Source organism: Streptomyces sp. NPDC002851, from assembly GCF_053591935.1.
In genome coordinates, this window is record NZ_JBSFUT010000030.1 from 1 (window position 1) to 20,256 (window position 20,256).

At 70.0% G+C, this 20,256-nt stretch carries 21 protein-coding genes; 8 read left to right on the top strand and 13 right to left on the bottom strand.

The features are described 5' to 3' along the window. Positions 1–342: 342 nt before the first annotated feature. Positions 343–984: a DNA-3-methyladenine glycosylase gene (locus tag ACWD10_RS27040; RefSeq protein ID WP_451095408.1), complete on the bottom strand. Its 642-nt coding sequence runs from the start codon at positions 982–984 to the stop codon at positions 343–345. Between the two features lie 179 nt (positions 985–1,163). Here ACWD10_RS27040 and ACWD10_RS27045 point away from each other — a divergent pair, with 179 nt between their 5' ends. The 3 genes from ACWD10_RS27045 to ACWD10_RS27055 all read left to right on the top strand — a co-directional run bounded on the left by ACWD10_RS27045 (position 1,164) and on the right by ACWD10_RS27055 (position 3,212). After that, positions 1,164–1,946: a sporulation protein gene (locus tag ACWD10_RS27045; RefSeq protein ID WP_451095410.1), complete on the top strand. Its 783-nt coding sequence runs from the start codon at positions 1,164–1,166 to the stop codon at positions 1,944–1,946. Positions 1,947–1,987: 41 nt separating this feature from the next. Next, a complete protein-coding gene (locus tag ACWD10_RS27050; protein ID WP_451095412.1) occupies positions 1,988–2,524 on the top strand; it encodes a YbhB/YbcL family Raf kinase inhibitor-like protein in 537 nt (178 codons plus the stop codon). Between the two features lie 178 nt (positions 2,525–2,702). Further along, positions 2,703–3,212, top strand: a complete 510-nt coding sequence (locus ACWD10_RS27055) for an HNH endonuclease (protein ID WP_451095414.1) — start codon at positions 2,703–2,705, stop codon at positions 3,210–3,212. 127 nt (positions 3,213–3,339) lie between these two features. Here ACWD10_RS27055 and ACWD10_RS27060 read toward each other — a convergent pair whose 3' ends face one another. The 3 genes from ACWD10_RS27060 to ACWD10_RS27070 all read right to left on the bottom strand — a co-directional run bounded on the left by ACWD10_RS27060 (position 3,340) and on the right by ACWD10_RS27070 (position 5,685). Further along, entirely contained in the window at positions 3,340–4,296 is a 957-nt protein-coding gene (locus ACWD10_RS27060; protein ID WP_451095416.1) for an SPFH domain-containing protein, read from the bottom strand. Positions 4,297–4,377: 81 nt separating this feature from the next. Then, a complete protein-coding gene (locus ACWD10_RS27065) occupies positions 4,378–4,806 on the bottom strand; it encodes an NfeD family protein (RefSeq protein ID WP_451095418.1) in 429 nt (142 codons plus the stop codon). 81 nt (positions 4,807–4,887) lie between these two features. After that, positions 4,888–5,685 (bottom strand): ABC transporter ATP-binding protein, encoded by a 798-nt coding sequence (locus tag ACWD10_RS27070; protein ID WP_451095420.1) that lies wholly within the window; start codon positions 5,683–5,685, stop codon positions 4,888–4,890. A 123-nt stretch (positions 5,686–5,808) separates the two neighbouring features. Here ACWD10_RS27070 and ACWD10_RS27075 point away from each other — a divergent pair, with 123 nt between their 5' ends. Next, positions 5,809–6,594 carry a hypothetical protein gene (locus ACWD10_RS27075; RefSeq protein WP_451095422.1) on the top strand — a complete coding sequence of 262 codons (786 nt, stop codon included), beginning with the start codon at positions 5,809–5,811 and terminating at the stop codon, positions 6,592–6,594. Positions 6,595–6,747: 153 nt separating this feature from the next. Here the strand turns inward: ACWD10_RS27075 and ACWD10_RS27080 are convergent, their stop codons facing one another. The 4 genes from ACWD10_RS27080 to ACWD10_RS27095 all read right to left on the bottom strand — a co-directional run bounded on the left by ACWD10_RS27080 (position 6,748) and on the right by ACWD10_RS27095 (position 9,723). Further along, positions 6,748–6,987 carry a chaplin gene (locus ACWD10_RS27080; RefSeq protein ID WP_451095424.1) on the bottom strand — a complete coding sequence of 80 codons (240 nt, stop codon included), beginning with the start codon at positions 6,985–6,987 and terminating at the stop codon, positions 6,748–6,750. Between the two features lie 242 nt (positions 6,988–7,229). Beyond that, complete coding sequence (locus ACWD10_RS27085) at positions 7,230–7,685, bottom strand: chaplin (RefSeq protein WP_451095426.1); 456 nt, start codon at positions 7,683–7,685, stop codon at positions 7,230–7,232. A gap of 201 nt (positions 7,686–7,886) precedes the next feature. After that, positions 7,887–8,537 (bottom strand): response regulator, encoded by a 651-nt coding sequence (locus ACWD10_RS27090; protein ID WP_451095603.1) that lies wholly within the window; start codon positions 8,535–8,537, stop codon positions 7,887–7,889. A gap of 40 nt (positions 8,538–8,577) precedes the next feature. Further along, complete coding sequence (locus ACWD10_RS27095) at positions 8,578–9,723, bottom strand: GAF domain-containing sensor histidine kinase (RefSeq protein ID WP_451095428.1); 1,146 nt, start codon at positions 9,721–9,723, stop codon at positions 8,578–8,580. Positions 9,724–9,942: 219 nt separating this feature from the next. On the opposite strand from ACWD10_RS27095, the gene ACWD10_RS27100 reads away from it, so the two are divergent. The 3 genes from ACWD10_RS27100 to ACWD10_RS27110 all read left to right on the top strand — a co-directional run bounded on the left by ACWD10_RS27100 (position 9,943) and on the right by ACWD10_RS27110 (position 12,832). Further along, positions 9,943–10,659 (top strand): SDR family NAD(P)-dependent oxidoreductase, encoded by a 717-nt coding sequence (locus ACWD10_RS27100; protein ID WP_451095430.1) that lies wholly within the window; start codon positions 9,943–9,945, stop codon positions 10,657–10,659. Further along, positions 10,656–11,789: an S-adenosylmethionine:tRNA ribosyltransferase-isomerase gene (locus tag ACWD10_RS27105; protein WP_451095432.1), complete on the top strand. Its 1,134-nt coding sequence runs from the start codon at positions 10,656–10,658 to the stop codon at positions 11,787–11,789. Before ACWD10_RS27100 ends, ACWD10_RS27105 begins: the two co-directional genes overlap by 4 nt. A 320-nt stretch (positions 11,790–12,109) precedes the next feature. Continuing rightward, on the top strand, positions 12,110–12,832 hold the full coding sequence (locus ACWD10_RS27110) for a transglycosylase SLT domain-containing protein (protein ID WP_451095434.1): 723 nt from the start codon (positions 12,110–12,112) through the stop codon (positions 12,830–12,832). A 92-nt stretch (positions 12,833–12,924) separates the two neighbouring features. Here the strand turns inward: ACWD10_RS27110 and ACWD10_RS27115 are convergent, their stop codons facing one another. Beyond that, positions 12,925–15,666 carry an FHA domain-containing protein gene (locus ACWD10_RS27115; protein ID WP_451095436.1) on the bottom strand — a complete coding sequence of 914 codons (2,742 nt, stop codon included), beginning with the start codon at positions 15,664–15,666 and terminating at the stop codon, positions 12,925–12,927. Between the two features lie 352 nt (positions 15,667–16,018). On the opposite strand from ACWD10_RS27115, the gene serB reads away from it, so the two are divergent. Continuing rightward, the gene (serB, locus tag ACWD10_RS27120) at positions 16,019–17,251 is read left to right on the top strand and encodes a phosphoserine phosphatase SerB (protein ID WP_451095438.1); all 1,233 of its coding nucleotides are present in this window, start codon (positions 16,019–16,021) and stop codon (positions 17,249–17,251) included. 403 nt (positions 17,252–17,654) lie between these two features. On the opposite strand, the gene ACWD10_RS27125 is transcribed toward serB, so the two are convergent. The 4 genes from ACWD10_RS27125 to ACWD10_RS27140 all read right to left on the bottom strand — a co-directional run bounded on the left by ACWD10_RS27125 (position 17,655) and on the right by ACWD10_RS27140 (position 20,196). Further along, a complete protein-coding gene (locus tag ACWD10_RS27125; RefSeq protein ID WP_451095440.1) occupies positions 17,655–18,173 on the bottom strand; it encodes a SixA phosphatase family protein in 519 nt (172 codons plus the stop codon). 85 nt (positions 18,174–18,258) lie between these two features. Then, positions 18,259–18,477 carry a hypothetical protein gene (locus tag ACWD10_RS27130; RefSeq protein WP_451095442.1) on the bottom strand — a complete coding sequence of 73 codons (219 nt, stop codon included), beginning with the start codon at positions 18,475–18,477 and terminating at the stop codon, positions 18,259–18,261. A gap of 178 nt (positions 18,478–18,655) precedes the next feature. After that, positions 18,656–18,772 carry an SGM_5486 family transporter-associated protein gene (locus ACWD10_RS27135; protein ID WP_451095444.1) on the bottom strand — a complete coding sequence of 39 codons (117 nt, stop codon included), beginning with the start codon at positions 18,770–18,772 and terminating at the stop codon, positions 18,656–18,658. 89 nt (positions 18,773–18,861) lie between these two features. Next, a complete protein-coding gene (locus tag ACWD10_RS27140; RefSeq protein WP_451095446.1) occupies positions 18,862–20,196 on the bottom strand; it encodes a CynX/NimT family MFS transporter in 1,335 nt (444 codons plus the stop codon). Positions 20,197–20,256 lie beyond the last annotated feature (60 nt).

Consider the following 20,256-nt stretch of genomic DNA (forward strand, 5'->3'; position numbering starts at 1 on the left):
AACGGACGCTTCCTTCGTACTCACCCTCTCGGGCTTTCCTCCGGGCGCTTCCCTTCGGTGTTTCCAACCTTACCAGATCCTTTTCCCGTTCCGTTCCCATCGGGAGCGGTTCGAGAATTCGAATCCGTGGCCGTTGGAGAGCCATTCGCCTTTCGGCGTTCCACCACGTTAGCGGATTCCCTCGGCAACTCATAATCGAGTCTCCGGAGTCGAATTTCGGCATGCCAAAATGGACCCCGTTTGAGGGTGTCACAGTGAGTGGGTTGGCCGCTTCCGGCTGCTGTCAAAGGCAGTACCCGGTTCAAGCGGCTCGGACTACATTACGGACCCCGCCAGGGAGCGTCAAGTCCGGCGTCGCTTGGGTACGTGGGCCCGATATGGGCTGACCGTCGGGTCGTTGAGGACCCAGAACCGCCACGGGTGGACGCCACCGTCACCGGAGACCCCGGTGCGCGGACCGTTGCACACCTGGTCGCGCGGGGGCGGCGTACCGGCGAGAAGGGAGAACACGCCCCCAGGGCCGGCGCAGACGTCGGCGCCGTCGAGCGCGCGGTCCACGGCCAGGGCGGTGCACAGGCGGGCCGGGCCTTTGGCGAGTTCCTTGTCGTTGCGGGCCGATTGTCGCCGTTCGCGGGTCAGCTCGGCCCCGGCCGTGATCTCGCCCGCGCGCAGCAGGACGGCGCTCGCGGTGCCCTCCTCGCCGCACACCAGGTTGAGGCAGTGCCACATCCCGTAGGTGAAGTAGACGTACGCGTGGCCGGGCGGGCCGAACATCACGCCGTTGCGGGCGGTGCGTCCCCTATAAGCATGCGATCCGGGGTCGGACTCCCCTTCGTACGCCTCGACCTCGGTGAGCCGGAGTTCGATCGCGCCCTCCGGCGTGCGGCGGACCAGCGTGCGGCCCAGGAGGTCCGGCGCCACCTCCAGTGCGGGGCGGGCGAAGAAGGACCGGGTGAGGGGCGTACGGTCAGGGGCCGCGATCATGGCGTACGAGCGTAGTCCAAAGTACGTAGGCACACGGGTGGTCAAGGGATTCCCGGGCCGCCAGGGTGAGGGCGCGGAACCGGACTTGGCCGGTTCGCGTTTCTAGTGGTCAGAGATGACTGGTCGGAGATACAGGTCTTTCGGAACGAGCCTTGCGCACGGGTCCGGGGAGGAGAGTCATGGGGTTCAAGCGGCTGCTTGCGAGCATCGGGGCCGGCGGTGCGTCGGTGGAGACGGAGCTCGCCGAGGTCAACGTCGTGCCCGGCGGCGTCGTCCAGGGTGAGGTGCGGATCCAGGGCGGGAACGTCGACCAGCAGATCGAGGGCCTGGCCGTCGGACTGCAGGCGCGGGTCGAGGTCGAGGGCGGCGACCAGGAGGTCAAGCAGGACATCGAGTTCACCAAGCAGAGCCTGGGCGGGGCCTTCCAGCTCCAGGCGGGGCAGGTGTACGCGGTGCCGTTCGGGCTCGAGATCCCGTGGGAGACGCCGGTCACCTTTATCGAGGGCACGCCGCTGCGCGGCATGAACATCGGCGTGACCACGGAGCTGGAGATCGCCCGCGCCGTGGACTCCGGGGATCTGGACCCGATCAACGTGCACCCGCTGCCGGCGCAGCAGGCGATCATGGAGGCCTTCATTCAGCTGGGCTTCCGCTTCAAGAGCGCGGACATGGAGCGCGGGCACATCCGGGGTACGCGGCAGAAGCTGCCGTTCTACCAGGAGATCGAGTTCGCGCCGCCGCAGCAGTACCGGGGCCTGAACCAGGTCGAGTTGAGCTTTGTCGCGGACGACCGCGAGATGGATGTCGTACTCGAGATGGACAAGAAGCCGGGGCTCTTCAGCGAGGGCAGCGACTCGTACCGGCACTTCACGGTGGGTCTCCAGGACTTCCAGGGGACCGACTGGGCGGCCTACCTGAACGAGTGGCTGTCGGCGGTCGGGAGCAAGCGGAACTGGCTCTAGGCTCGGCGGTGCAGGCTTGACCGCCGTACTGGAGGTTTGATGTGACTGACAAGAGGCCGCCGCTTCCCCATGACTTCCTGCCGCAGGTGCCGTCGTTCACGGTCCTGAGCGAGGACGTCGCGCCGGGCGAGGTGCTCGGTGACGCCCAGGTCCTGTCCGGCGGCAATGTGTCGCCGCAGCTGCGGTGGGAGGGGTTCCCGGCGGAGACCAAGAGCTTCGCCGTGACGTGCTTCGATCCGGACGCGCCTACGGGCAGCGGGTTCTGGCACTGGGTGCTCTTCGACATTCCGGCGTCGGTCACCGAACTGCCGACGGGTGCGGGCAGCGGCAAGTTCGCGGGGCTGCCCGAGGGCGCCGTGCACGCGCGGAACGACTACGGGAACAAGGACTTCGGCGGCGCCGCTCCCCCGCCCGGGGACGGTGCGCACCGCTATGTGTTCACCGTGTACGCGGTGGACCAGGAGAAGCTGGGTCCGGACGCGGATGCCTCGCCCGCGGTCGTCGGCTTCAATCTGCGGTTCCACACCCTTGCGCGCGCGCAGCTGATCGGTGAGTACACCGCGCCGGACGAGGGCTGAGCCCCGTACCGGTCAAGAACCGTTAATGACCCGATCGTTCACGGTCTGTTTACCCGCCCCTGGTCATGAAGGTGATCAGGGGCGGGCATTTTTATTGCGTTGTCCCACGCGGCGCGCCCGGCCAGAGTTGATCCAGTCCGCCGTGGGGTGGACGGATGCACACGGGAGGGTGGGCGCGATGCGGGACACGCTGGTACTGAACGCGAGCTTCGAGCCGCTGTCGACGGTGTCACTGAACCGAGCCATCGTGCTGGTCCTTCAGGACAAGGCCGTGGTCGAGCAGGCCCACCCCGAACTGCGGATGCGCGCGGCGGCCGTGGAGCTTCCGGTGCCGCGGATCATCCGGCTGTGCCGGTATGTGCGGGTGCCGTTCCGAAGACAGGCTCCATGGTCGCGGCGGGGTGTCCTGATCCGGGACCAGCACCGGTGTGCGTACTGCGGTCGGCGTGCGACGACCGTGGACCATGTGGTGCCGCGGTCCCAGGGTGGCGGCGACACCTGGCTCAATACGGTGGCGTCCTGCTCGGCGGACAACCATCGGAAGGCCGACCGTACGCCGGAGCAGGCGGGGATGCCGCTGCTGACCGAACCGTTCGTGCCGACGCCGCGGGACGCGATGCTGCTCGCCCTGGGCGCGGAGGGCCGTGGGGCGCTGCCGGACTGGCTGCCGCAGCCTGCGGCGGCGTAACCAACGACCGTAAGTAACAAGCGTAAATAACGACCGTAAATAGCGAGCGAAGCGCGGGCGTCCGTCTCTTTGTAGAGGCGGGCGCCCGCGCTTCTGTGCGTATCTCAGCGCTACGGGACGTGAGCCGTCAGTCCAGCGGCGGCTGTTCGCGGCGCTCACTGGCCGGAGCGGGGACGGAGACCGTCGGAGGGGTGCCCGAACCGCCGCTCAGCGGGCCGAAGTTGCCGATCGCGCCGCCGAGACCCTTGAGGGCGTCGCCGATCTCGCTGGGCACGATCCAGAGCTTGTTGGCGTCGCCCTCGGCGATCTTCGGGAGCATCTGGAGGTACTGGTAGGAGAGCAGCTTCTGGTCCGGGTCTCCGGCGTGGATGGACTCGAAGACCGTACGGATGGCCTGGGCCTCACCCTCGGCGCGCAGGGCGGCGGCCTTGGCCTCACCTTCGGCCTTGAGGATCGCGGACTGCTTCTCGCCTTCCGCGGTGAGGATCGCGGACTGGCGGATACCTTCGGCGGTGAGGATCGCGGCGCGCTTGTCCCGGTCGGCGCGCATCTGCTTCTCCATCGAGTCCTGGATGGAGGTGGGCGGCTCGATCGCCTTCAGCTCGACGCGGTTGACGCGGATGCCCCACTTGCCGGTGGCCTCGTCGAGGACGCCGCGCAGTGCGGCGTTGATCTCCTCGCGGGAGGTCAGGGTCCGCTCGAGGTCCATGCCACCGATGATGTTCCGCAGTGTGGTGACGGTGAGTTGCTCGATCGCCTGGATGTAGGAGGCGACTTCGTACGTGGCCGCGCGGGCGTCGGTCACCTGGTAGTAGATGACCGTGTCGATGTTCACCACCAGGTTGTCCTGGGTGATCACCGGCTGCGGCGGGAAGGGCACGACCTGTTCGCGGAGGTCGACGCGGTTGCGGACCGTGTCGATGAACGGCACCACGATGTTGAGGCCCGCGTTGAGCGTGCGTGTGTACCGTCCGAAGCGCTCCACGATGGCGGCGCTGGCCTGCGGGATCACCTGGATCGTCTTGATCAGGGCGATGAAAACCAACACCACCAGGATGATGAGGACGATGATGATCGGTTGCATCGTGCTCCCTGTGCCCTTCGAGCTCTAGAGGATCTTGATGGTGAGTCTGTCAGACCACCGTCGGGCGCGTACCGTTTTCCGTCACATCACGATCGCTGTAGCGCCGTCGATCTCGACGACGTCCACGTGCTGGCCCACCTCATAGGACTGGGAGGCGTCGAAGGCGCGGGCGGACCACACCTCGCCCGCGAGCTTGACCCGGCCGCCTCTGCCGTCCACGCGCTCCAGGACCTCCGCCTGTTTGCCCTTCAACGCCTCGACTCCGGAGGCGTGTTGGGGCTGCTGCGCACGATGTCGCGCCGCGATGGGGCGTACGACCGCGAGCAGCGCGACCGAGACCACGACGAACACCACGACCTGAAGCACGATGCCGCCACCGAGTGCCGCGGTCACCGCGGCGGCGACGGCCCCGACGGCGAACATGCCGAACTCCGGCATGGCGGTCACTACTAGAGGAATACCGAGGGCGACCGCACCGATCAGCCACCACACCCACGCGTCGATGTCCACGTGGTCATGGTAGGCGGCAAGGCTGCCCCGTGGACAGGGCGCCTGGGTGCCAACGCGGGCTCAGCGACGCTGAGTCGACGCTCAGCTGATGGGCAGGCCCTGCGCGGTCCAGCGGTCGCCCTGCTGCTCGACGACGAGCGGGAGGCCGAAGCAGAGCGACAGGTTGCGCGAGGTGAGCTCGAGTTCGATCGGGCCCGCGGCGAGCACCTTGCCCTGGCGGATCATGAGGACGTGCGTGAAGCCGGGGGCGATCTCCTCGACGTGGTGCGTGACCATCAGCATCGACGGGGCGATCGGGTCCCGGGCGAGGCGGCCCAGGCGGCGTACGAGGTCCTCGCGACCGCCGAGGTCGAGGCCCGCGGCCGGCTCGTCCAGGAGCAGCAGTTCGGGGTCGGTCATCAGGGCGCGGGCGATCATGGTGCGCTTGCGCTCGCCCTCGGAGAGGGTGCCGAACTTGCGGTCCACGTAGTCGGTCATGCCGAGGCGGTCGAGGAAGGCGCGGGCGCGCTGCTCGTCGACGTCCTCGTAGTCCTCGTGCCAGGTGGCGGTCATGCCGTACGCGGCGGTGAGGACCGTCTCCAGGACGGTCTGGCGCTTGGGGAGCTTGTCGGCGAGCGCGATGCCGGCCATGCCGATGCGCGGGCGCAGCTCGAACACGTCGGTGCCGGGCTTGCCGAGCGTCTCGCCGAGGACGGTGGCGGTGCCGGTGCTCGGGAAGACGTAGCTGGAGGCGACGTTGAGGAGCGTCGTCTTGCCCGCGCCGTTGGGGCCGAGGATCACCCAGCGCTCGCCTTCCTTGACGGACCAGGAGACTTGGTCGACGAGGGCACGTCCCTCACGGACCACGGATACGTCCACCAGCTCCAGAACATCGCTCATGAGCGCGTTGTCTCCCATTGCAGATCTCGGCCTTCGCTCGCGCCTGTGGGCGCAGCCCCCAGGGAAAACCTACGCCACCCGCCGGGCACTCCATCGGCCAGTACGGTCCTTAGGCTGGTGTCCATGCTCACGGAACCACGGTCGGGCCTGCTGGCCTCTTGGGGAAATGCCCTGATTGCTGGGCTTGTGTCACCGGATGACGCGGTTCTCGCGATGGTCGGCGAAGATGCGGTGCACCGGGTCGAGGGGCTGCCCGGCGAGACGGGGCCGGTCGGTCTGACGCTGGCGCTCGGCCGGCTGCGGGCCCTGGGGGCGACCGGGCTCCGGGTCGCGCTGCCCGCGCCCGGGCATCCGCTCGGCCTGAGCGGGCCGCCGGAGTTCAACGCCCGGGCCATGGAGGCGGAGGAGGCGGTGATCTGCCAGGGCGTCGCGCTGGGGCTCGTGCCCGAGGTGTACGAGGCCGGTTCCGGCCCGGACGCGGCCGACCGGCACGTGGAGGTCCTCTGGCACTGTCTGCCGGTACGGGAGGCGCCGCCCGCGGACGTACCGACCCTGAGCGAAGCGGAGCGGGAGCTGGCGGAGGCGCTGAGGGAGGCGACCACGGTGCTCTCGCGGCTCGATGTGGCCGGTTCGGGTCCGGTCGCGGAGGCGGCGGTGGACGCGTACCGGGCGCGGGCGGAGGCGGGACGCGAGGTGCTCGCGCCGGGGTATCCGGCGCGTGCGGTACGGGTGTTGGAGCTCGCGCAGCGCGTGGGGCTGATGATTTCCCTGGCGTACGAGAACGGACACGGCGGGGCCGTGAGCGCCTCCGAGATGTCGGCGCGGGCGCAGGCGCTGCGACCGGTGGAGCGGACGGCTCGGCGGGCGCAGGTGGCGGCTTACAACTCGGCGGTGGAGTCGCGGGGGTAGGTGCGGCTCGACGCCGCGGGACGCCGAGGCCGGGACGTCGCGGGCGGGATGCAGCGGGCGGGTTCGGGAAGTCGTGCGGAAGGCCCCGCGAACCGGTGTGGCTCGCGGGGCCTTTCGGTACCTGTTCCGGCCCGGTATCTGCCTCGGGTCGTCTCAGCTGTTGGTGCTGAGGTTCCCGAAGGCCGGGTTCAGGACGCCGATCACGTTGACGGAGTTGCCGGTCGCGTTGACCGGGACGTGGACCGGGGCCTGGACCTGGTTGCCGGAGCCGACGCCCGGGGAGTGCACGGCGTGGCCGTTGGCGTCGGCAGCGGCGAACGCCGCGCCCGCGCCCGCACTTGCGGCGAGACCAGCGGTGGCGATGACCAGGGCGGCCTTCTTGGCAATCTTCATGGAAAGTGTTCCTCCTGCAAGGTCCGGGATTTTCCCGGGAGTTACGGTCTTTGCGACCCCAGCCGCGGAGTCGCACGCTGAGAAACGCGCTGGGCCAAGCGGATGACACGGGGCGGGGGTCCGATACCCCCATTCGAGTCAATAAGCAGATGATCTGCGGAACTTGGCGGCGCCCGTACACACCGACGGCCCCCGGGGAACGAGTCCCAAGGGGCCGACGAGGAGGTTGGGCCGGGTGTCCGTCAGGCGTTGATGCTGCCGTTCCCGAAGGCCGGGTTCAGGACGCCGATCACGTTGGCGGAGTTGCCCGTCGCGTTGACCGGGACGTGGACCGGGGCCTGGACCTGGTTGCCGGAGCCGATGCCTGGGGACTTCACGGCGACGCCGTTCGCGCCCGCGCCACCGCCGCCGCCGGGCAGGCCGTTCATGCCCCCGTTGTTGTCTCCCTTGCCGTCCTTGCCCTTACCGTCCTTGCCCTTACCGTCCTTGCCCTTACCGTCCTTCCCCTTACCCTCCTTGCCCTTGCCGTCCTTGCCGTGACCGCCGAGGACGTCGCCGGTCTGGCCCCCGCCCCCGCCCCCGCAGGGCCCGTGCCCGTGCCCGTGCGCGTTGCACGCGGAGGCGGTGCCGGCGCCGCCGCCGATGACCAGGCCGCCCGCGACCAGGGCGACGGCCGCGACGCTCTTCAGGTTCTTCACTTCTGGCTCCTCCTTGCGAACGCTGCGGCCGACCGCCGCAGATACGTTTTGGAGAACGGCCGAATACGCCTGAGATGCGCCGCTTTGCGGAGATCCACACGAAGGCATGAATGGTCCGGGGGCGAGCGTCCGTCGATCAGCCGCACCGGGCGTGCCGATCAGCCGTACAGCCCGTGTCGCTCACCGCACAGACGCGGTCGATCAGCCGGTCAGGCCATGGCGTACGGCCCAGAGGGCGGCCTGGGTGCGGTCGGCCAGGTCCAGCTTCATCAGGATGTTCGACACATGGGTCTTGACCGTCTTCTCGGAGAGGACGAGGGCGCGGGCGATCTCGCGGTTGGAGCGGCCATCGGCGATCAGGCCGAGCACCTCGCGCTCCCGGTCCGTGAGCGAACCGCCCCTGCTCTGCGGGCCACCCTGCTCGTCCTGGGCGAGCAGCGCGCCCGCCACCTCGGGCTGCAGCAGAACGTGGCCCGCGTGTACCGAGCGGATGGCACCGGCGAGGGCGTCCGGATCCACGTCCTTGTAGACATAACCGGACGCTCCGGCGCGCAGGGCCGGGACGACGGTGCGCTGCTCGGTGAAGCTCGTGACGATCAACACCTTGGCCGGGTTGTCCAGTTCGCGGAGTTTACGGAGCGCCTCGACGCCGTCCATGCCGGGCATCTTGACGTCCATCAGGACCACGTCGGGCCGGAGTTCCTCGGCGCGCGCGACGCCCTCGGCGCCGTCCGACGCCTCGCCGACGACCTCGATGTCCTCCTGGATCTCCAGGAAGGTACGCAATCCGCGCCGGACCACCTGATGGTCATCGACCAGGAGGACCTTGATTGCCCGCCCGTCGCCCGCCACCGCCCTTCCATCGAAGCGCTGCGCGCTGCCCCTCTCTTCCTCAGCCACCGGGGACCTCCATCTCGATCGTGGTGCCCTTACCGGGCTCGGACTGCACGGTGAGCCGCCCGCCGACGCCGCTCGCCCGGTCCCGCATCGAGACCAGGCCGAGGTGGCGTCCGGCGCGCCGCACCGCCCACGGGTCGAACCCGCTGCCGTCGTCGGTGACATGGAGCGCCGCGCCCTGGCCGCGCTTGCTGAGGGCGACGCGGACGCGGTCGGCGCCGGAGTGCCGCAGGGCGTTGTGCAGCGCCTCCTGGGCGACGCGCAGCAGTGCCTCCTCCTGGGCGGCGGGCAGGGCGCGCACGCCGTCGGCGTCGAAGGTGACGCTGGCCGCGTGGGCCCGGTCGACGACCTGCACCTGGGTGCGCAGGGTGGCTACCAGGCCGTCCTCGTCGAGCGCGGCGGGGCGCAACTCGACGACGGCGGCGCGCAGTTCGTCGGCCGCCTCGGCGGCGAGCGCGGCGACCTGCTGGAGCTCGCCCTTGGCGCGGCCCGGGTCGCGGTCCACCAGGGCGGCGGCGGCCTGCGCGGTCAGGCGCAGTGAGAAGAGCTTCTGGCTGACGGCGTCGTGGAGTTCGTGGGCGAGCCGGGAGCGCTCCTCGGCGATGGTGAGCTCGCGGCTGCGTTCGTAGAGGCGAGCGTTGGTGAGCGCGATCGCCGCGTGCTGCGCGAGGATGCCGAGCAACCGCTCGTCGTCCTCGGTGAAGCCGCAACCGCCTTCCGGCTTGGGACACTTCTTGTTGGCGAGGAACAGGGTGGCGATGGTCTCGTCGCCGTCCCGCACCGGCAGGCCCAGGAAGTCGGACATGTCCGGGTGGGCCTTCGGCCAGCCGCCGAAGCGTGGGTCCTTGCGTACGTCGGCGAGACGCTCGGGGCCGTCCTGGTGCAGCATCGCGGCGAGGATGCCGTGCTGACGGGGCAGCGGTCCGATGGCCCGCCACTGCTCGTCGGAGACGCCGTCGACCACGAACTGGGCGAAGCCGCCGTGGTCGTCGGGCACACCGAGCGCCGCGTACTCCGCGTCAATGAGTTCGCGGGCGGAGGCCACGATCGTCTTCAGGACGTCACGCACCTCCAGGTGCCTGCTCATGGCCAGCAGCGCGGAACTCACCGCGTGCAGTCCGGCCTGGGGACCTTCACTCATGGCCTCACCGTACCGGCGGGGTGTGACAGCGCGTATCGGACCAGCGACGCGGCCGCTTAGGGCTCAGGGACTAGGTCTCAGGGCCCTTGCCCGGGCCTAGGGCGAAGGGCCTTCGGTGAAGGGTTCCGTGGTACGAAGCGCCGGGCCCCGGCCCGTTCCTACGTTGGCGGCAGACCCGGCGACCTGGCCGGGGCTGACGGGTGAGAGGGGACGGTCGGCATGCCGGTTGCGATCATCACGGGGGCTTCGAAGGGGCTCGGGCGGGCGCTGGGCGCCGCGCTCGCCGGGCGGGGCTGGGACCTCGTCCTGGACGCGCGCTCGGCGGCGCCCCTCCGGGAGGCGGCCGAGGAGCTACGGGGGTACGGCGCGCGCGTGGTGGCGCTGCCCGGGGACGTCACGGACGCCGGGCACCGGGGCGCCCTGGTGGCCGAGGCACGGGTGCTCGGCGGGCTCGACCTGCTGGTGAACAACGCGAGCGCGCTGGGTGCCGAACCGCTCGTACGCCTTGCGGAGCTGTCGCTCGACGGGCTTCGGCAGGCCCTGGAGACCAATGTGGTGGCGGCGCTCGCCCTCGTACGCGAGGCGCTGCCGCTGCTGCGGGCCGCCGGGGCGGGGGCCGTCCTCAACCTGAGCTCGGACGCCGCGGTGGAGGCGTACGAGACCTGGGGCGGTTACGGGGCGTCGAAGGCGGCGCTCGACCAGCTGTCCGCGGTGCTCGCGGTGGAGGAGCCGGACCTTCGGGTGTGGGCGGTGGACCCCGGGGACATGCGCACCGATCTGTATCGGGCGGCGGTACCGCTCGACAACCACGACGACCACGACGCCTACTCGGCGCGGCCGCTGCCCGCGTCGGTGGTGCCGGGCTTCCTGCGGCTCCTGGACGAGCGTCCGGCCAGCGGTCGCTATGCGGCGCCCGAGCTCCTGGTGGCGCGGTGAGCGGGGTGACGGTCACGGGCTCCGGTGCGAGCGCCGTCGCGGGGCTGCGGGTGCCGCCGGGGCTTTCGGCGCGGGTGCCGGTGGAGGAGCGGGTGCCGGGGCGGGATCGGGACGGGGTGCGGCTGCTGGTGTCGTACGGCGAGCGGGTGGCGCACCACGACTTCGTGGAACTGCCCGAGCTGCTGCGCGCCGGTGACCTCCTTGTGGTGAACACCTCACCGACGCTGCCTGCCGCGGTCGACGGAGTCCTGGGGCACGCGCGCGTGGTGGTGCATTTCTCCACCCGGGGCGATGACGAGCGGTGGGCCGTTGAGCTGCGGGAACCCGACGGTTCGGGCACCACGCGCGCGCGTGCGGGCGGTCCCGCGGGTACTGAAGTACGGCTCGACGGGGGCGGTCGGCTCATCCTGGAGGAGCCGCTCGACCCGGCGGGGACGCGGCTGTGGTGGGCCCGGGTGTGGGCGGGCGACGGGGTGCACGGCGTGCCCGGGCTGCTGCGCCGATGCGGGCGGCCGATTCGTTACTCCTATACGGACCGGGACCAGCCGCTGTCCGCGTACCAGACGGTGTTTTCGCTGCCGGAGCCCGACGGCACCGGCTCGGCGGAGATGCCGAGCGCGGCGCGGCCCTTCACGGCGCGGCTGGTGACGGACCTGGTGCTCCGCGGTGTGCAGTTCGCGCCGGTCACGCTGCACACCGGGGTCGCGTCGGCCGAGGCGCACGAACCGCCGTATCCGGAGCGGTTCGCGGTGCCCCAGGCGTCGGCGCACCTGATCAACGCCGCGAAGGCGGGCGGCGGGCGGATCGTCGCGGTCGGCACGACCGCGGTGCGGGCCGTCGAATCGGCGGCGGACCCGGCCGGTACGGTCGCCGCGGCCTCCGGGTGGACGGATCTCGTGGTGACGGCGGAGCGCGGGGTGCGGGTCGTCGACGGTCTGCTCACCGGGCTGCACGAACCGGCGGCGTCCCATCTCCTGATGCTCGAGGCCCTTGCCGGTAAGACCGCCGTGGCCAGGGCTTATACCGAGGCAGTGGAACGCCTCTACCTCTGGCACGAGTTCGGTGACAGCCACCTCCTACTTCCGGACGAGGATCGTCACCGTATGAATTGCTCGGGCAACTGCTGGTGAGACTGTTACGTGGTCGATGTGAGCCCGCGCATAGGGCGCACGTCACGTACGAAGGTCCCTAGTGGAGTTGTAAAGGTCCCGTGAACGGCGCAGGAGCGGGTAATCGGGACATAGCTACTGGGTATTCGGGACATACCTGGACCCCCTGATCCACTAACCGGGGTCGTACGTCACACCTTTGCCACAGAATTTTGCGGCCGCTAAGAATGGCTCTCGTCGCTCGGCGCCGTGGTTTTTCGGACCACGGCGCTTTTGCCGGACTCAATGTCCCGCCGGCAGTGAAAAGGAGCGCTCTCCGCTATTCGAAGAGGTCCAAAGTCATGCCCAAGCTCAGCACGAGCACCCCTGGTCATTCCTCCCGCCTGACCAAGAGCCAGAAGTTCTCGATCGCCGGTGTGGCCACGCTCGGCGCGGCCGCCCTCGCCTTCTCCTTCGTGCCGGGCAATGACGCGTCGGCAACCGAGGTCTCTGCCGCTCCGGTGGCGTGGACCGCCAGCAAGCAGGTCCACACCAGCGTCACCAAGCAGCACGCCGCTGTCGACACCCAGGCCAAGGACGCCGCGGCCGCCGCCAAGAAGGCCGCCGAGGAGAAGGCCAAGGCCGAGGCCGCCGCCAAGAAGGCTGCCGAGGAGAAGGCCAAGGCCGAGGCCGCGGCGAAGGCGAAGAAGGAGCGCGAGGCCAAGGAGGCCGCCTCCCGCGCCGCCGCGCGCAAGCCGGTCTACGCCAACAACCTCGACGGCTGGATTCGCCAGTCCCTCGACATCATGAAGCAGAAGGGCATCCCCGGCTCGTACGACGGGCTGCACCGGAACATCATCCGTGAGTCCGCCGGTGACCCGCGCGCCATCAACAACTGGGACATCAACGCCCAGAACGGCGTGCCCTCGATCGGCCTGCTCCAGGTCATCAAGCCCACCTTCGACGCGTACCACGTCGAAGGCACGGCCCACAGCCAGTACGACCCGGTCGCCAACATCGTCGCCGCCGCCAACTACGCGGCCGACCGCTACGGCTCGATCGACAACGTCAACGGCGCCTACTGAGGCAGACCTTGACCCCTTGAACATGCGCTGAAGGGCGGCACCCGTGCGGGGTGCCGCCCTTCAGCGTCGGATGGTATGCGTTGATCAGCCGGTCACTTGCGCATGACCTCGGGCTCGTGCCGACGGAGCAGCCGGATGACCACGAAGCCGCAGATGATGCCCATGGCGACCAGGACGCCCATGTTCGTCAGCCACTGGCTGAGGTCGTGCTCCCACAGCGGGTCGGTGTTGGTCGGGTTCTGCTTGTCCATCGGCATCAGGCGACCGAGGTCGGTCGTGGTGCCGAGGGCGCCGAGGGCCCAGCGGGCCGGCATCAGCCAGGCGAACTGCTCGACGCCGGGGCTGTCGAACAGCTTGAACAGGACGCCCGTGAACACGACCTGGACGACGGCGAAGAGCACCAGAAGGATCATGGTCTTCTCGGAGGTCTTCACCAGCGAGGAGATGATCAGGCCGAACATCATCGAGGTGGCCCCGAAGAACACCATCACCAGGGTCATCTCGATCGCCGGGTTCGACGCGAGCAGGCCCTCCTCGGGCAGATCGCGCGGGATGAAGCCGACGATGCACATCAGGATGCCCTGGATGGCGGCGACCACGCCCAGGACGATCACCTTCGACATCAGATACGCGGAGCGGGAGAGTCCGGTGGCGCGTTCGCGCTCGTAGATCACCCGCTCCTTGATCAACTCACGTACGGAGTTGGCCGCTCCGGAGAAGCAGGCGCCGACCGCGAGGATCAGCAGGATCGGGCCCGCATCACCGTTGGTCTTGCCCAGGGGCGCCGTCAGGCCGTAGTCGGACGGCATCACCGTACTGACGAGACCGAGCAGGATCGGTGTCACGAAGGACAGGATCAGGAACGACTTGTCAGAAGCGATCACCGAGACGTAGCGGCGCACCAGCGTCCACAGCTGGGAGCCCCAGCCCTGTGTCTTCGGCGGGCGGACCATCTGCGCGTACGGGTCGACGGCCATCGGCTGCTGCTGCGGCGCCGCGTCCACGTCGGCCGCGTACATCTGGTAGTGCTGCGAACCGCGCCAGCGGCCCATCCAGTCGTAGTCGCGGTAGTTCTCGAAGGCCGAGAAGACATCGGCCCAGCTGTCGTAGCCGAAGAAGTTGAGCGCCTCGTCCGGCGGACCGTAGTAGGCCACGCCGCCGCCGGGCGCCATCACCAGGAGCTTGTCGCACAGACCGAGTTCGGCCACGGAGTGCGTGACGACGAGGACCGTACGGCCGTCGTCGGCGAGACCGCGGAGCAGCTGCATGACGTCGCGGTCCATCCCCGGGTCGAGGCCGGAGGTGGGCTCGTCCAGGAAGAGCAGCGACGGCTTGGTGAGCAGCTCGAGGGCGACGGAGACGCGCTTGCGCTGGCCGCCGGAGAGCGAGGTGATCCGCTTGTCGGCGTGGATGTCGAGCTTGAGCTCGGCGAGTACCTCGTTGATCCGGGCCTCGCGCTCGGCGGCGGCGGTGTCGTCCGGGAAGCGGAGCTTGGCCGCGTAGGCGAGGGCCGTCTTGACCTTGAGTTCCTTGTGCAGGATGTCGTCCTGCGGGACCAGGCCGATACGGTGCCGGAGCTCGGCGAACTGCTGGTACAGGTTCCGGTTGTCGTACATGACGTCGCCCTGGTTGGCGGGCCGGTAACCGGTGAGCGCCTTCAGGAGCGTGGACTTGCCGGAGCCGGAGGGGCCGATGACGCCGATGAGCGACTTCTCGGGGGCGCCGAACGAGACGTCCTTGAGGATCTGCTTGCCGCCGTCGACCGTGACCGTGAGGTGGCGGGCCGCGAAGCTGACCTCACCGGTGTCGACGAACTCCTCGAGGCGGCCGTCGACCACGCGGAAGGTGGAGTGGCCGACGCCGACGATGTCGTTCGGGCCGATCAGCGCGGTGCCGGACTTGGCCAGCGGCTGGCCGTTGACGTACGTGCCGTTGTGCGAGCCGAGGTCGCGGATCTCGAAACGGCCGTCGGGCGTCGTGCGGAACTCGGCGTGGTGGCGGGAGACCTGGAGGTCGGAGACGACCAGCTCGTTCTCGAGGGCACGGCCGATCCGCATGACGTGGCCGAGAGCCACCTGGTGGAAGGTGGTGGGGCTGCGGTCGCCATGGGCGGGCGCGGCGCCTGCGCCCTGACCCTGGCCCTGGCCCTGACCTGGGCCTTGATGGGCGTACGGGTCGGCAGTCGGCTGGTGCTGCTGCGGTACGTGGGGGTGCTGAGCCTGGGCGGGCTGCTGCGGCCAGCCCTGCTGCTGGGCGGCGTAGGGCTGCTGGCCCTGCTGAGGCTGGTGAGGCGCCTGCGGCTGAGCCTGGTGGGGCTGCTGGCCCTGGTGGGGCGGCTGATGCTGTGGTTGCTGAGGTGCCCAGCCGCCCTGCTGTGGGGGGTGCGGCTGCTGGGCGTGCTGGGGCGCTTGGTGCATGGGCGGCGCCTGGTGCGCGTGCGGCTGCTGCGCCTGGTGTCCGTGCTGTCCCTGCTGGAACTGCTGCGCCTGCTGAGGTGTCTGCTGCCCGGCCATGGCACCGGCGGTGTCCGCGGCGCCGCTGAGGTTCAGCTGCGGGCCGTCGGTCGCATTGCCGAGGTGCACGGCCGAGCCCGGGCCGATCTCCATGTGCTGGATCCGGTGCCCTTGCACGAACGTGCCATTCGTGCTGCCGTGGTCCTCGATGACCCAACTCCGGCCGCCCCAGCTGATGGTGGCGTGACGCCACGACACCCGAGCGTCGTCGATCACCACATCGCCGCCCGGATCGCGTCCGAGCGCATAAGACCGGGACGGATCCAGCGTCCAGGTCTGTCCATTCAATTCCAGTACGAGTTCCGGCACTCCATGCCCCACTACGTTGTCCCCCGAGCTAGCCCCCGTCTTGGGGAGTCTAGGGATGTCGAACATCGTGGGGAACTATTTCAGGCTCGGCCCGCTGTCCGAAAGTCGGGCCTGGCGAAAGCCCCGTAGAAGCCCTGAGGCCCGTTTTGTTGGCTCCCCCGAAAAAGGCAGGAGAAGGGCAAGCGACTACGGGTACGTATAGATCCCTCCATACATCTATGGAACGTGGATTAACGGTCATCGTGTGACCGGGGCGGGGCCGGGCGGAACCGGAGGGCGGGACCGGGTAGCGGGACCGGGTAGGTGTCCGGCAGGCGGGACTGACCGACCATGTTCGAGTGGCGCCCGATACCGTAGAAGCACCATGAGCGCATCGCAGCCCCCGCACACAGCTGACGTCCCCACCCTCCTCGTCAAGATCTTCGGCAAGGACCGCCCCGGCATCACCGCCGGTCTCTTCGACACCCTCGCCGCCTTCGCCGTCGATGTCATAGACCTGGAACAGGTCGTCACGCGGGGCCGGATCGTGCTCTGCGCCCTGGTCACGGCCCCGCCCGCCGCTGCGGAGGGCGAGCTGCGGTCCACCGTGCACAGCTGGGCCGAGTCCATGAAGATGCAGGCCGAGATCATCTCCGGGATCGGCGACAACCGGCCCCGCGGCGAGGGCCGTTCCCACGTCACCGTGCTCGGCCATCCCCTCACCGCCGAGTCCACCGCGGCGATCGCCGCGTGCATCACGGGCACCGGCGGCAATATCGACCGCATCTTCCGCCTGGCGAAGTACCCGGTCACGGCCGTGGAGTTCGCGGTCTCCGGCACCGCGACGGAGCCGCTGCGCACGGTCCTCGCCACGGAGGCGCACGCGCGCGGCGTGGACATCGCGGTGGTCTCGGCGGGGCTGCACCGTCGGGCGCAGCGCCTGGTCGTGATGGACGTCGACTCGACCCTCATCCAGGACGAGGTGATCGAGCTGTTCGCGGCGCACGCCGGGTGCGAGGCCGAGGTCGCCGAGGTGACGGCGGCGGCGATGCGCGGCGAGCTGGATTTCGAACAGTCCCTGCACGCGCGCGTGGCCCTGCTCGAGGGTCTCGATGTGTCCGTGGTGGACAAGGTGCGCAGCGAGGTACGGCTCACGCCGGGCGCCCGCACCCTGATCCGCACCCTGAAGCGGCTCGGCTACCAAGTGGGCGTCGTGTCCGGTGGGTTCACGCAGGTGACCGACGACCTGAAGGAGCGGCTCGGCCTCGACTTCGCCCAGGCCAACACCCTGGAGGTGGTGGACGGCAAGCTGACCGGCCGGGTCACCGGGGAGATCGTGGACCGCGCGGGCAAGGCACGACTCCTTCGCCGCTTCGCCGAGGAGGCCGGGGTCCCGCTGGAGCAGACGGTCGCGATCGGCGACGGCGCCAACGACCTCGACATGCTCAACGCCGCCGGCCTCGGCGTCGCCTTCAACGCCAAGCCGGTCGTCCGCGAGGCCGCCCACACCGCCGTGAACTTCCCCTTCCTCGACACCGTGCTCTACCTGCTCGGAGTTACGCGCGAGGAGGTAGAGCTGGCGGATACGCATGATGACGGGGGGCCGGCTCAGGGCTAGGTCGATTGGTCGGGCGCCGGGGCTTGCCTCGGTCAGGACGGCAGACCGTTGCCTCGGGCCGGGCGCCGGGGCATTTACTTCGGGCGGGATGCCGGGGCGTTGCCTCGGGCCGGGCGGCAGGCCATTTGCTTCGGGCGGGATGCCGGGGTGTTTCCTCGGGCCAGGTGCCGGGCTGTTTGCCTCACGGGGCGGGCAGGCGGGGCGCGGGGCTTGGGGTCGGTGAACGCTTTCCGGGTCTGCCGGTGACGCTTCCCGGGCTCGGGGGTCCCCCCTCCCCCCCCAACCCCTCCCCCTCCCGTGGCACGGCCGACGGCGCGCGTCCGGTAGCCCATGAGGCCGGTGCGCGCCGTCCAGCCCGTGCGGCATCGCCCCCCGTGCGGCATTGCCCCCGTACGACGTCGCCCTACTCGTGCGGCGTCCAGTACTCGAGCAGCGTGGCCACTCCCGGCTCGACCGCCTTCCAGGAGCCGCGGAAGGACAGCATCGCGATGGACGAGGTCGGGAAGCCCCGTCGCGCCATCCTGGTCTGGGCGTCGCCCTCCACGGCTCCGGCGAGGATGTCGGCCAGCCCCTGCATGCCGGGGTTGTGGCCGACGATCAGTACGTCGCCCGTCTCGTCCGGGACCTCGTTGAGCACGGCGATCAGCTCGCCGGGCGAGGCCTCGTAGAGCCGCTCCTCGTAGACGGTCTTGGGCCGGTGCGGCAGTTCCGCGACGGCGAGCTTCCAGGTCTCACGGGTCCGGGTCGCGGTCGAGCAGAGGGTCAGATCGAAGTCGATGCCGGTCTCGGCCAGCCTGCGGCCGGCGATGGAGGCGTCCTTGCGGCCGCGGTCGGCGAGCGGGCGCTCGTGGTCGGACTCCTGTCCCCAGTCGGCCTTCGCGTGTCGGAGGAGGACAATCCTGCGGGGTGTATCGACGCTCATGCATCCCAGCTTCGCATGAAACGCACCATGGAGCGCAGGGAGTTGACGTGGTCTCCCCGCATGAGTGACCGGGGAGTCAAGGCCGTCAGAAGGGCAGGCTCCGACGTATGTGGCCGAGGTGGTCGAGGAGCCCCGAGCCGTCGGGCGAGGCGTGGGTCCGGGACGGGTCGAGTATCAGCAGGAGCAGCGCGGCGAAGGCGATCGCGGGCAGGACCACCGCCCACCACGGCAGCGTGACCTTGCCGCCGCGGTTCCGCGGGGTGGGCCCGGGGCCTGTGTGCCTGGTGGGCAAGAGGGCCGACATGTCGCCTCCGCTGAGGGCAGGTTCGAGGTTCGTGGCGCCGCGTGTTCGCGGCACATCTCGAAGTTACGGAGTCGGCGGCGTCGTGCCCATCGGGGGATCCACCTACTTGCCCCTCAGACTGGCCCCCTAGGGGATGGGGGTGCTGGCCCCACCGCGGATCAGCTGGCCCCACCGCGGATCAGGGTGAGGCGATGGAGGCGATCACGCCGATGACGACGCTGACGGCGAGCATCGCGCCGAGCACGATCAGCAGCTTCTTCTGGCCGTTCTGGGGGTTCGGCTCGAGCACAGGCATGCGGCCAGTCTCGCACCCTTTGCCCGCTCTGCGGCGGCGGGGGTGGCCGACCCATGACCAACCCATGGCCGAGCCGCCCCCCGGATCCGTCAGGCCGCCCGGGCGCACTCCGTCTCGATGATGCGGTCCCGTCCGGCCAGGAAGCCCACGGCGATCTGCGGCACCATGAGCCCGGCCATCAGCGCGATGGGCAGCCCCCAGCCCCCGCTGTGCTGGTAGAGGACGCCGACGAGCAGCGGCCCGGGGATGGAGATGAGGTAGCCGGTGCTCTGCGCGAAGGCGGAGAGCTTGGCCACGCCCACGCCGGTGCCCGCGCGCATGCCGACCATGGTGAGGGCGAGCGGGAAGGCGCAGTTGGAGACGCCGAGCAGCAGGGCCCAGGCCCAGGCTCCGGCTGCCGGGGCGAGGAACAGGCCCGCGTAACCGGTGAGGCCGCACAGGCCGAGCACCGCGACGATGGGCCCCTGCTGCCGCATCCGCCCGGCGACCCGGGGGATCACGAAGGAGAGCGGCACGCCCATCGCCATGGTGACCGCGAGCAGCACACCGGCGGTGGAGGCGGAGACTCCGGCGTCCCGGAAGATCTGCGGCATCCACCCCATGGTGATGTACGCGCCGGTGGCCTGGAGGCCGAAGAAGGCGGCGAGCGCCCAGGCGGTGCGACTGCGCGTGATGCGGAGCCCGTCGGCCTGGCGCTCCGTGCTGGCGGCGCGCTCCCGGTCGGCGGACGGCTGTCCTCCAGTGGTGCCCTGTGTGCCCATGCCCCGCTCGCGTACGAGGGGAAGCCACGGCAGGACCGCGACGGCCGCGAGCAGCGCCCAGACGGCCAGTCCGGTCTGCCATTCACCGCCGAGGGCCTGGGTCATGGGGACGGTGGCGGCGGCGGCCACGGAGGTGCCGAGGGCGAGGGCCATCGAGTAGAGGCCGGTCATGGAGCCGATCCGGTTGGGGAACCAGCGCTTGACGATGACGGGCATCAGTACGTTGCTGACCGCGATGCCCATCAGGGCGAGCGCGCTCGCGGCGAGGAATCCGGCCGTACCGCCCGCGAACGGCCGCACCACAAGGCCGGTGGCGATCGCAGCCATACCGGCGCAGACCACCGCGCCCGGTCCGAAGCGGCGGGCCAGGCGCGGCGCGGTCGCCCCGAAGATCGCGAAGCAGAGCGGCGGTACGGAGGTGAGCAGTCCGGCGACGCTGCCGCTCATGGCGAGCCCGTCGCGCACCTCTTCGAGGAGGGCGCCGAGGCTGGTGATGGCGGGGCGGAGGTTGAGGGCCGCGAGGACGATGCCGACCGGAACGAGCCGGATCAGCCACGCGCGCGTGGCGGCCGGTTCGGCGGGGGCGGCCGGTTCAGCGGGAGCGGCATCGCCGGTCGTACGGGCTGGGGGCAGGGTCGTCGTCTGGGCTTCCTCGCGTGGCATGTGCGCCATCATAGAATCATGGGATGATTGGTTGTCCAATCGCTGACGTGCTTTAAGATC

Coding starts and splice junctions, on each gene's coding strand:
- ACWD10_RS27100 (WP_451095430.1), top strand. CDS start 9,943: ATGCCGGTTGCGATCATCACGGGGGCTTCGAAGGGGCTCGGGCGGGCG.
- ACWD10_RS27045 (WP_451095410.1), top strand. CDS start 1,164: ATGGGGTTCAAGCGGCTGCTTGCGAGCATCGGGGCCGGCGGTGCGTCG.
- ACWD10_RS27125 (WP_451095440.1), bottom strand. CDS start 18,173: ATGAGCGTCGATACACCCCGCAGGATTGTCCTCCTCCGACACGCGAAG.
- ACWD10_RS27135 (WP_451095444.1), bottom strand. CDS start 18,772: ATGCCTGTGCTCGAGCCGAACCCCCAGAACGGCCAGAAGAAGCTGCTG.
- ACWD10_RS27095 (WP_451095428.1), bottom strand. CDS start 9,723: ATGAGTGAAGGTCCCCAGGCCGGACTGCACGCGGTGAGTTCCGCGCTG.
- ACWD10_RS27055 (WP_451095414.1), top strand. CDS start 2,703: ATGCGGGACACGCTGGTACTGAACGCGAGCTTCGAGCCGCTGTCGACG.
- serB (WP_451095438.1), top strand. CDS start 16,019: ATGAGCGCATCGCAGCCCCCGCACACAGCTGACGTCCCCACCCTCCTC.
- ACWD10_RS27060 (WP_451095416.1), bottom strand. CDS start 4,296: ATGCAACCGATCATCATCGTCCTCATCATCCTGGTGGTGTTGGTTTTC.
- ACWD10_RS27110 (WP_451095434.1), top strand. CDS start 12,110: ATGCCCAAGCTCAGCACGAGCACCCCTGGTCATTCCTCCCGCCTGACC.
- ACWD10_RS27075 (WP_451095422.1), top strand. CDS start 5,809: ATGCTCACGGAACCACGGTCGGGCCTGCTGGCCTCTTGGGGAAATGCC.
- ACWD10_RS27040 (WP_451095408.1), bottom strand. CDS start 984: ATGATCGCGGCCCCTGACCGTACGCCCCTCACCCGGTCCTTCTTCGCC.
- ACWD10_RS27140 (WP_451095446.1), bottom strand. CDS start 20,196: ATGCCACGCGAGGAAGCCCAGACGACGACCCTGCCCCCAGCCCGTACG.
- ACWD10_RS27080 (WP_451095424.1), bottom strand. CDS start 6,987: ATGAAGATTGCCAAGAAGGCCGCCCTGGTCATCGCCACCGCTGGTCTC.
- ACWD10_RS27130 (WP_451095442.1), bottom strand. CDS start 18,477: ATGTCGGCCCTCTTGCCCACCAGGCACACAGGCCCCGGGCCCACCCCG.
- ACWD10_RS27070 (WP_451095420.1), bottom strand. CDS start 5,685: ATGAGCGATGTTCTGGAGCTGGTGGACGTATCCGTGGTCCGTGAGGGA.